Below are 10,589 nucleotides of genomic sequence, written 5' to 3'. Positions count from 1 at the left end.
CTATTCCCCGAATTCTTCCTTCGCCCGGTCAAGGGCAGAGCGGATCACCTTGTCCATGTCGTAATATTTGTACTCTGCCAGACGGCCGCCGAAGATCACGTTCTCCTCCTTTTCGGCAAGCGTTCTGTACCTTTCATAGAGGGCCTGGTTTTTCTCATCGTTGACCGGATAGTAGGGTTCCATTCCCGGTTTCCAGTCTGCCGGATATTCCCTGGTAATCACTGTCTTTTCCTGTGTCCCGAATTCAAAGTGCTTATGTTCAATGATCCTGGTAAACGGAGTTTCCCGATCTGTGTAGTTCACCACCGCCACGCCCTGAAAATTGTCTGTGTCCAGTGTCTCTGTCTCAAATTTCAGGCTTCTGTATTCCAGGTTTCCGTACCGGAAGCCGAAATAGCCGTCAATGGTCCCCGTGTATACCACACGTTCTGCCGCACCCCTGTACTCGTCTCTGCACTGCAGGTAGTCCACCCCTGTGCGGATCTCGCAGCCCTCAAACAGCTTTTCAATCAGGGCATTGTAGCCCTCCACCGGGATCCCCTGGAAGGTATCGTTGAAATAATTGTTGTCGTAGGTATAGCGCACCGGCAGGCGGCGGATGATAAAGCCGGGAAGCTCTCTGCAGTCCCGGCCCCACTGTTTTTCCGTATAGCCCTTGACCAGCTTCTCGTAAATATCCGTTCCCACCAGGCTGATGGCCTGCTCCTCCAGGTTTTTCGGCTCTCCCGCGATCACAGCTCTCTGTTCCTCTATGATTGCCCTGGCCTGGGCCGGAGTGGAGATATTCCACATTTTGCTGAAGGTGTTCATATTAAAGGGCATGTTGTACATCTCACCCTTGTAGTTTGCCACCGGGCTGTTGGTATAGCGGTTGAATTCTGTAAACTGGTTGACAAACTCCCATACCTCCCGGTCTGAGGTGTGGAAAATATGGGCGCCGTATTTGTGAACCCGGATTCCCTCCATCTCTTCACAGTAAATATTTCCGCCGATATGATTCCTCTTTTCAAGCACCAGGCAGCTCTTGTTGTGCCGTCTTGCCATACAGGCGAACACTGCGCTGAAAAGTCCGCTTCCTACCAGCAGATAATCGTATTTCTTCCCTGTCATTGTCTGTGACTCCTTTTCTCAGTTCTGCCCGTATCTTTTGCCCCCATCCTCCGGGGCTTTGGCAGGGCCAGCCAACATCCATTCTATTACACGATTTCTTTATTTTACTATAGTTGAGGGGGAAAGTAAAGGCGGCAGTGATTCCTGTTTCACGGCCTTTTGGTTTCTCATCTCCAAAAATACAGGTTCCAGGCAGAAAAAGACCAGGCCGCCCCAAAAAGGGCGGCCTGGTCTTTTTCTGCCTGTTAAACATCTATCATCTTTATAAGCAGTCCTGTTCATCAATAGAACAGCCTGTTCACCGCGCTGAAAATGCCGCGGATGGAGGATCGTGTAATGTTGGAGCTGATGCCGACGCCGTAGGTGGTCTCCCCTGTCTTTACATTCAGCAGGTGGATGTAGGAAGCTGCCTGTGCGCCGGAACCGGAGCGCAGTGCGTGCTCCGAGTAGTCGAGAACGCGGATCTCGATGCCCAGCGCGTCCTCCAGTCCTCTCTGGATCGCGTCGATAGGACCGTTTCCGACTCCCTCAAACTGCTTCTCCTGGCCGTGATCGGTATAGATCACATTTGCCACTGTAGCAAACTCGCCCTCGTCCAGCTCCCTGTCTGTGATCTGGCATTTTCTGAAATGGATCGGCTCCTTGCGGTCCATATAATTTTTCTTGAACTCGTCGAAGATTTCCTCCGGGGCGACCTCTCCCTGCCTCTCCGCAATCTCCTGGATAATGTCCGCGAACTCCTTGTGCATTCCCTTAGGCAGCTTGAAGCCATAGAAAGTATCCATCACAAAGGCTACGCCGCCCTTGCCGGACTGGCTGTTGATGCGGACAACCGGCTCGTACTCACGGCCGATGTCGCTGGGATCGATGGGAAGGTAGGGAACCTCCCAGATACCGTCCGTCCGCTTGGAGAGCGCCTGCATTCCCTTGCTGATCGCATCCTGGTGAGAGCCGGAAAATGCGGTGAATACCAGCTTTCCCGCGTATGGATGGCGGGGATCCACGGGCATCTTCGTACAGCGCTCACAGACTTCCACAATCTCCTTGATGTTCTCAATCTCCAGCCCGGGATTGATTCCCTGGGAGAACATATTGTAGGCGATATTTAAAATATCCACATTTCCGGTGCGCTCGCCGTTTCCAAGAAGGGTTCCCTCCACCCGCTCAGCGCCGGCAAGCAGTGCAAGCTCTGTGGCTGCAATTCCCGTTCCCCTGTCATTGTGAGGGTGAACGCTCAGGATAATGGTGTCCCGGTTCTTGAAATGCCTGTTCATCCACTCGATCTGATCCGCATACACGTTCGGTGTGGTCATCTCCACAGTAGCCGGAAGATTAATAATCATCTTGTGCTCCGGTGTGGGCTTCCACTCCTCCTGGACAGCTGTGCAGATGTCCAGAGCAAAATCAAGCTCCGTGCCCGTAAAGCTCTCCGGCGAGTACTCCAGGATAACCTCCCCGTCGTGATCAGCCATATACTTCTTTACCAGCTTTGTCCCCTCGACGGCGATCTCCTTAATCTCCTCCCTGTCCTTGTGGAATACCACCTCTCTCTGAAGAGTGGAGGTAGAATTATAAATGTGGACAATGGCCTTCTTTACGCCACGGATGGACTCAAAGGTTCTCCGGATCAGATGCTCTCTGCACTGAGTAAGCACCTGAATGGTCACATCGTCCGGGATCAGCTTTCTCTCCACAAGCTGCCTTAAAAAGTCATACTCAATCTGGGATGCGGCCGGGAAGCCGATCTCAATCTCCTTAAATCCGAGACGAAGGAGGAGGTTAAACATCTCTATCTTCTCCTCCACCACCATGGGCTCCACCAGCGCCTGGTTTCCGTCCCTCAGATCCACGCTGCACCAGACAGGCGCTTTCTCAATCTCCTTATTCGGCCACTGGCGCTCCGGGTAATCAACAACAGGAACTCTCTTATATTTTTTATAGTTCAGCATCTTCTTTTCCTCCAATTCTCAAGCTTTTTTCTGACGGTCCCTCTGCCTAACTCAAGCCCTGGAGTCGGTAAATCACGCCGTATTTCTTGACTATGAAAATCGTTACTCTCTCAGGTCTAACCCCATATACATCATTTCCTTTCACTGTCCGGCCTCTTTTGGCGGCGCGGTGTGCGCCGGGGCACACATCTCATTTTTCGTTCAGTTAAGTATAGATTATATCATGCTTCTCCACCGGGCTGCAAGGCTTAAGCCCTATCTCTGGAATACCAATTTCACATAGCTTTCATAATCTGAAGTTATGAAAACCCCAGAAAGTATGCCTGTGGGTGTTTTAACTGCAGAGAAGCCGCAGGTTCACAGGCCCCTGCGGCTTCTCCTCTCTTAAATGCTTCATTTGTGCTTCATTTTTTTGCCTGGTCCATGTCCGGATATTGCTCACCCGTTTTCCCTACTTGCAGCTCTCGGAAAGCTCCTGGTGCTTCTCGAGAAGCTCGATCGTCAGAGGCTCCGGGAAGGTCTTTGGATATTTGGAGCTGTTCTCAGAGCTGGTTGTCTCACCTTCATAGACGGCGTTCGGATAGTATTTCTGAAGCTCTGAGCGTCCCTTTGTGATAATGCACTCTGCCATCTCCTGGGCTAAGGGATTTGTCTTGTCTCCCTTGTCCACCACAGCCACTGACTCTGTCAGAGAGAAATTGCCCTCTGTGGGATCCACATAGTCGATGGGAAGGCCCTCTGCCTTATCTGCCACAGCCTGCTGGCGAAGTCCAAAGCCGACTGCCACCTCTCCTGCCCTGACCTTTTTAAGGGGAGCAGAGCCGGAGGTCTCGATGTGCGGGCCTGCATTCTCATAAATTCCTGTGAGAACCTCCTTGGCGCCATCCTCGCCATAAGCATCCACCAGGCCCTGGATCAGCAGCCAGGCAGTGGAGGAGCTCTTGATGTCTGTCACAGAAATCAGATCCTTGTACTCCGGCTTTGTCAGATCCTTCAGGCTCTCCGGCATATCCAGATTCTTTTCTGCCATCAGCTCTGTATTTACAATAATCGTTCCCTCCTGAGAGGTGATCGGAGCACAGTAATCTCTCTTCTCATCTGCATTTAACAGCTCATAGTCAAAGTTCAGCTTCTGGAACATATTCTGCTGCTCCTGAGCGCTGTCAAGATAGAAGGTGCTGAGTGTGAGCAGATCCGCTTCAATATCTGTCCCCTCTGCCATAACCTTGCCGCCAAGCTCGGAGGTTCCGAAGGTCTGGAACAGATATTTTCCCTCATATCCATTGGCGTCCAGCGTCTTTTTCATGGCCTCCACGGCCTCATCGTCAGCGTTGGAGTAGATGACAACCTCCTCTTCCTTGCCGGAACCGGAACAGCCTGTAAGAGCTGTACAGGCGAGGGCTGCTGCTGCAAACATCAGTGCGAGTGTTTTCTTTTTCATGCTTCGTTTCTCCTCTTGTTATTAAATTTCGATTGTCTTTCAATCGAGCTGTTGATTTATAAATTTTTAAATTAAAAATTATTTAAGTTATTATAATAGTTTCGTTATTTTTCATTATTCCCTTTTTTCTTGTCCTGCTTCAGGCCCGGGCCTGCTGTCTGCCAATTTTTCCGCTGCGCATCAGAACTGCCAGAATCCCTTTTACCGCCAGGTTGGTTGCCAGAATCAGCAGTGACAGCACAAATACCTCGTTGAACTTGGTATAATACTGAAGTTCCTTCATCTTGGTCGTGATAACCATAGTGCGGGCTCCTGCAATGAAAATTACGGCGCTGACTGTCACCATGGCGTTTACAAAGTAGTAGCCGAACACCTCAAGAAGGGTGGAAACCATATTGGGTGTGATAATTCTTACAATCGTTTTGATCCAGCTGTCCCCCATCAGGGCTGCTGTGGCCTCCCAGGAGCTGTTGAGCTTTGAGAGGGAATTTTTCATCATCAGGTAGGGAGTGGAGAAAAAATGTACCACATTGCAGATGATGATTAAGAGGAAGGTATTCTGGAGAGGCGTTCCTGAGAAGATGAACATGAACGCAATACCGATGACCATTCCTGGAATCGTGTTTGTCACCAGAGCAATGCTGTCAATCACTGCCTTGAGCCTTCCCTTAAGCCCGCTTCTGGCTGTGGCCAGGGCTGCCCCGTAGGTGATAAGCAGTCCTGCAGCGGCTGTGCAGACTGCCACAAACAGAGAGTTCTGATAGACGCCGAACAGACTGCTGTCAGTCAGTGTATCTATGACATGCTCCATGGTAAAGCTTGTCTGATAAGGCCACTCTCTCACCAGAGGAACCACAAAGATCACGGCGAACACCGAGATCAGCATCAGCAGAATCATTGCAGAGCCCGCCATGAAAATTCCGTCCCTGACTCTGTTTTTCCTCAAATCTACTGCTGAAATCTTTGTGTAGCGGATGTTGTAGCGCTCCAGATAGTGGAGCAGCGCAATGCTGATGACAGACGGTATCAGCATCATCATGGCTACCACAGCGCCCCTGTTAAAATTGGGCACGCTTCCCAGCATTTCATTGTAGAGAACTGTTGCCACCACATCGTACTCACCGCCCACAGATGCCGGAATTCCGTAATCCGTAAAGCAGAGGAAAAAGCACTGTACCATGGAAGCTGCCAGGGTTCCCAAAAGCGGTCTCACCACGGTCTGAAGGAAATTTTTAAAAGGGCTGTCCCCCATGATCCTGGACACGACAGAGAATTTTTTGTCAATGTACCCCATGGTATTGAGAATGAGCAGGAAGGACACCGGAAGCGTATAAATCACGTATCCGAACAGAAGTCCTCCAAAGCCGTAAATCTCAAAAAACTGTCTTCCGAACAGCTTTGTCAGAAGTCCCTGCTTTCCGAAAGAATAGATGATGGCAAAGCCGTAGGTCAGCGTCGGGAGCAGCATGGGCAGAACAGCCACCAGCCGAATCAGACTCTTAAATTTTCCCGGCACTCTTGTATACTGAATTGTGTATGCAAGGAAAAAGGCGAGGGCTGTGGCGATCAGGGCGCTGGATACAGAAACCTTGACGCTGTTTGCCAGAGCCGTGGCAAAGCCCCTCTCTGTCAGCACCTGCGCGTAATTTCTGACACTCAGGCCGGCCTCCGCCATAAAGGATTCCATCAGAAGGCGGATGACGGGAACTGCGAGAAATACTGCAAAAATTGCCACTACTGCCGCGTAAATTCCTTTTATCTCGTATTCTTTTCTTCCAGTCATGATGCTACACCGCCTGTTCCCTGAGCTTTACATCCGCTGAAAGGCTTACTGCCTCGCGGTTCTGTGTATCAACCGTCTTGTTAAAAAGGCGGAAGATATTTTTCCTCTTGATCTCCAGCTGATTTAAAATAAATTCCTCTACGAAGCGGTTGCCCGGATGGAACACAATCTCCTCCGGCGTTCCATACTGCGAAATCTCTCCCTGATTGACAATCAGCACCTTGTCTGAAAGGGTGAGGGCCTCCTCCGGGTCATGGGTGACGATAATCGTCGTTAAATGGTAATCTCTGGCGATCTGGCGGATTTTCTCTTTGATAGACTCCTTGATCACTCCGTCCAGGGCGCTGAGAGGCTCATCGAGAAGCAGGATCTTCGGCTTCATAACCATGGTTCTGGCAAGAGCCGCCCTCTGCTTCTGTCCGCCGGAAAGCTGTTCAATCTTCTTTGTGAGATGCTCTCTCAGGCCTAAGAGGTCAATCAGCTCCTCCACCTCCTGCCTGGTGGAGATACCGGGCCTGTTTTTCAGGCCGTATGTAATATTTTTATATACATTTAAGTTTGGAAACAGGGCGTAATCCTGGAATACAATGTTGAACCCTCTTTTTTCCATAGGCACCCCTGCCATCTCCTGTCCGTTGAATAAAATCTGTCCCTCATCCGGATCCGTAAGCCCCAGAATCAGGTTTAAAAGTGTTGTCTTGCCGCAGCCGGACGGCCCCAGAATAGAAACGATCTCTCCATCCTCGATTTCTAGGTTAATATCGTGAAGAATCGTGACTCCGTCATAAGATTTTTTTATGTTTTTCAGTATAAGCATTGTGATTCCCCTTTTCCTCTTGACAGCAAATGCCGCTGCTTTACTTTTGTTCTCTCCCTGCCCGGCCGCAGGTTTCTCCTTCCGCCCGGACAGCCTGTGAACTTTTCAGATGCTTTTTTATTATAGCTTCATGGCAGGGCAGCTTCTATCAAGGTTATGAAAAGTTTTGTAAAATAAAAACAAAGAAAAGGGAGAATCTGTAAAGTTTTTAAGAGCATGGAAAAAAACAGAAAAAGCTGCCGGGAAAGCTTAAGGAGAGCTTTCCCGGCAGCTCTAAGATCCGGCATCTGATTTTTTATGCCGGCTGGCATATTTATTCTTCTGAAAGTTTATATTGGTCAATAATCTCTCTCATATGGTCTGCATCGTCCACCAGAATGACCTCACCGTCTATCATCAGGCAGGGGATTCCGGCTCTGTGTGACGTTTCTCTGGCCTCCCGATGGGCCTCTGAGGTATCTCTCACCTTTAAAAAGGTCTTGAGCTTCCCCACGCTCTCGCAGACATCCACATAGAGATACTTGATATTGTTTTCGGAAAGAACCTCTTTCACCGGCGGGCAGCCGCTTCAGGAGGAGGTTCCGAATAAGATTACTTTTTTCATCTGCTTTCTCCTGTCTTTGATTTTCCTGAGGGCAAAACCCCTCTTTTACTCCACATGGAGCGCCGAAGCCGTAAGCTTCCCGTCCTGCAGATCAATCTGAATCACGTCCCCGGCCCTCACGCCGTCAGCGAGGATCAGCCTTGCCGCAAGAGTCTCCACATGCTTCTGCAGATACCTCTTAAGAGGCCTTGCGCCGTACACCGGATCGTAGCCGTTCTCCACGATAAACTGCCTTGCACTGTCTGTCAGGGAGATGGAAAGCTCCCGGTCTGCAAGCCTCTTGTTCACATCCTCCACCAGAAGCTCGATGATGCCTCCGATATTGTCCTTTGTCAGAGGCTTAAACATGATAATCTCATCCAGCCTGTTTAAGAACTCCGGCCTGAAGTGGGCCCGCAGGTCATTCATGGCCATATTGTCGGCGGCCTCTGTGATATTTCCATTCTCGTCAATTCCCTCCAGCAGGTACTGAGAGCCGATATTGGATGTCATAATCAGGATCGTGTTCTTAAAGTCGACGGTCTTTCCCGTGGAATCCGTGATCCTGCCGTCATCCAGAACCTGTAAAAGTACATTGAATACATCCGGATGGGCCTTCTCCACCTCGTCAAACAGCACTACCGAGTAGGGCTTTCTTCTGACTGCCTCTGTCAGCTGTCCGCCCTCGTCGTAGCCCACATATCCTGGCGGTGCTCCGATGAGCCTTGATACAGAGTGCTTCTCCATGTATTCACTCATATCGATACGCACCATATTGTTCTCATCGTCGAACAGGCTCTCTGCAAGGGCCTTTGCAAGCTCCGTCTTTCCGACTCCGGTAGGGCCTAAGAACAGGAAGGAGCCAATGGGCTTTGTGGGATCCTTGATTCCTGCCTTGGAGCGGATGATGGCCTCTGTCACCTTGGTGACAGCCTCGTCCTGGCCGATTACCCTCTTGTGGAGGATATCGTCCATATGAAGGGTCTTGCTCCTCTCGCTCTCTGTCAGCTTTGCCACAGGGATTCCTGTCCACTTGGAGATAATCCTCGCAATCTCCTCCTCTGTCACACTCTCATGGACAAGGCTCAGATCCGCATTTTTAACCTTTTCCTCCTCCTCGGCAAGCTGCTTTTTAAGCTCCGGCAGTTTTCCGTACTGAAGCTCTGCCGCTCTGTTTAAATCATATTTCTGCTGGGCAGTCTGGATTTCACTGTTCAGATGTTCAATCTCCTCCCTCAGCTTGGAGAGCCGGTCTACGGAAGCCTTTTCATTCTCCCACTGGGCCTTCTGGGCTGCAAACTCATCCCGAAGCTCAGCCAGCTCCTTCTGCAGATCCTCCAGACGATCCTGGCTCAGCCGGTCTGTCTCCTTTTTCAGAGCTGCCTCCTCGATCTCGAGCTGCATGATACGCCTGGATTTTTCGTCCAGCTCCGTGGGCAGGGAGTCAAGCTCTGTCTTGATCATGGCGCAGGCCTCGTCAACCAGGTCAATGGCCTTATCCGGCAGGAACCGATCCGAGATATAGCGATCAGACAGCACAGCCGCAGATACCAGAGCCGAGTCCGTAATCTTGACTCCGTGGTAAACCTCGTAGCGATCCTTCAGTCCTCTCAGAATGGAGATCGTGTCCTCCACTGTGGGCTCATCCACATGGACCGGCTGGAACCGTCTCTCAAGAGCCGGGTCCTTCTCAATGTACTTCCTGTACTCGTCAAGGGTGGTGGCTCCGATACAGTGGAGCTCTCCTCTTGCAAGCATAGGCTTTAACATATTTCCCGCATCCATGGAGCCCTCTGTCTTTCCGGCTCCCACAATGGTGTGAAGCTCGTCGATGAAGAGGATAATCTGTCCCTCGCTCTTTTTGACCTCCTCGAGGACAGCCTTCAGCCTCTCCTCAAACTCGCCTCTGTACTTGGCTCCGGCCACAAGGGCGCCCATATCCAGGGCAAACAGCTTCTTGTCCTTCAGTCCCTCCGGCACGTCGCCGCGGACGATCCTCTGGGCCAGTCCCTCCACCACGGCCGTCTTTCCGACGCCGGGCTCACCGATCAGCACCGGGTTGTTCTTCGTCTTTCTCGACAGGATGCGAACCACATTCCGGATCTCACTGTCCCGGCCGATAACCGGGTCTAACTTCTGATCCCTTGCACGCTCTACCAGATCATACCCGTATTTTGTCAGCGTATCGTAGGTAGCCTCCGGGTTGTCGCTCACCACCCTCTGGTTTCCCCTGACAGTGGAAAGTGCCTGGAGGAAGCTCTCCCTGGTAATATTGTAAAGCCGGAAGAGTTCCTTCACAGCTCTGTTTGGCTGCTTCAGCATGGAGAGAAACAGGTGCTCTACAGAAACGTACTCATCTCCCATGGCCTTGGCCTCATCCTCTGCATTTACCAGCACCTTGTTGGCATCCTGGCTGAAATACACCTGTCCGCCGGACACCTTCGGCAGCTTCTCGATGGCAAGCTGCACCTCGTTTAAAAACTGGTTCTCCTGGATCCCCATCTTGGTGATCAGCTTTAAAATCAGACTGTCGTCAATGGTGAGCAGGCTGTATAAAAGATGCTCCTGATCAATCTGCTGGTTCCCGTACTCATAGGCCAGCTTCTCCGTTCTCTGAACCGCTTCCAGCGATTTCTGCGTAAATTTATTAATGTTCATAAATCGTTGTCCTCCTTCCGAACAATGATTAAGTGATGCCTTTTTGTTCTAGTCGTAATATAACACGTATTGTTAGCACTGTCAAGGGTCGAGTGCTAATTTTTTTATTTTTTGCCCTCCACTGATCTTTCACGTTCCGGAATCAAATAATCATTGGGAATTTAAAAAATAAGCGTGTGCAGAATTTTTGACCTGATGAAAATAAATGACAAATAGACAAGATAGATAAGATACCTGCAGCTTCTAAG

The 10,589-nt window shown here is 50.5% G+C and carries 7 protein-coding genes; all 7 read right to left on the bottom strand.

Annotated features, from left to right (window positions below; all coding sequences use genetic code 11):
- Entirely contained in the window at nt 1-1,110 is a 1,110-nt protein-coding gene (glf, locus tag DW757_RS11045) for a UDP-galactopyranose mutase (RefSeq protein WP_118751728.1), read from the bottom strand.
- A 281-nt stretch (nt 1,111-1,391) separates the two neighbouring features.
- Nucleotides 1,392-3,059, bottom strand: a complete 1,668-nt coding sequence (gene leuA, locus DW757_RS11040; RefSeq protein ID WP_118751727.1) for a 2-isopropylmalate synthase — start codon at nt 3,057-3,059, stop codon at nt 1,392-1,394.
- A 451-nt stretch (nt 3,060-3,510) separates the two neighbouring features.
- The gene (locus DW757_RS11035) at nt 3,511-4,500 is read right to left on the bottom strand and encodes an extracellular solute-binding protein (RefSeq protein WP_015573419.1); all 990 of its coding nucleotides are present in this window, start codon (nt 4,498-4,500) and stop codon (nt 3,511-3,513) included.
- Between the two features lie 139 nt (nt 4,501-4,639).
- Nucleotides 4,640-6,283, bottom strand: coding sequence for an ABC transporter permease subunit (locus tag DW757_RS11030; RefSeq protein ID WP_021965563.1), 1,644 nt, complete (start codon nt 6,281-6,283; stop codon nt 4,640-4,642).
- A 4-nt stretch (nt 6,284-6,287) separates the two neighbouring features.
- A complete protein-coding gene (locus DW757_RS11025; RefSeq protein WP_021965564.1) occupies nt 6,288-7,100 on the bottom strand; it encodes an ABC transporter ATP-binding protein in 813 nt (270 codons plus the stop codon).
- A 313-nt stretch (nt 7,101-7,413) separates the two neighbouring features.
- Nucleotides 7,414-7,653: a hypothetical protein gene (locus tag DW757_RS11015; protein WP_087382661.1), complete on the bottom strand. Its 240-nt coding sequence runs from the start codon at nt 7,651-7,653 to the stop codon at nt 7,414-7,416.
- A 96-nt stretch (nt 7,654-7,749) separates the two neighbouring features.
- Nucleotides 7,750-10,341 carry an ATP-dependent chaperone ClpB gene (gene clpB / locus DW757_RS11010; RefSeq protein WP_118751726.1) on the bottom strand — a complete coding sequence of 864 codons (2,592 nt, stop codon included), beginning with the start codon at nt 10,339-10,341 and terminating at the stop codon, nt 7,750-7,752.
- Nucleotides 10,342-10,589 lie beyond the last annotated feature (248 nt).

The organism is Clostridium sp. AM29-11AC, assembly GCF_003480545.1.
GTDB classification, from domain to species: Bacteria; Bacillota; Clostridia; order Lachnospirales; family Lachnospiraceae; genus Otoolea; species Otoolea saccharolyticum_A.
The sequence above is the reverse complement of the archived record's forward strand: the minus strand, read 5'-3'. Positions and strand labels throughout refer to the sequence as shown.

Bases quoted from the DNA above. Each gene is read 5' to 3' on its own strand.
- glf (WP_118751728.1), bottom strand. From the start codon at position 1,110: ATGACAGGGAAGAAATACGATTATCTGCTGGTAGGAAGCGGACTTTTC.
- leuA (WP_118751727.1), bottom strand. From the start codon at position 3,059: ATGCTGAACTATAAAAAATATAAGAGAGTTCCTGTTGTTGATTACCCG.
- DW757_RS11035 (WP_015573419.1), bottom strand. From the start codon at position 4,500: ATGAAAAAGAAAACACTCGCACTGATGTTTGCAGCAGCAGCCCTCGCC.
- DW757_RS11030 (WP_021965563.1), bottom strand. From the start codon at position 6,283: ATGACTGGAAGAAAAGAATACGAGATAAAAGGAATTTACGCGGCAGTA.
- DW757_RS11025 (WP_021965564.1), bottom strand. From the start codon at position 7,100: ATGCTTATACTGAAAAACATAAAAAAATCTTATGACGGAGTCACGATT.
- clpB (WP_118751726.1), bottom strand. From the start codon at position 10,341: ATGAACATTAATAAATTTACGCAGAAATCGCTGGAAGCGGTTCAGAGA.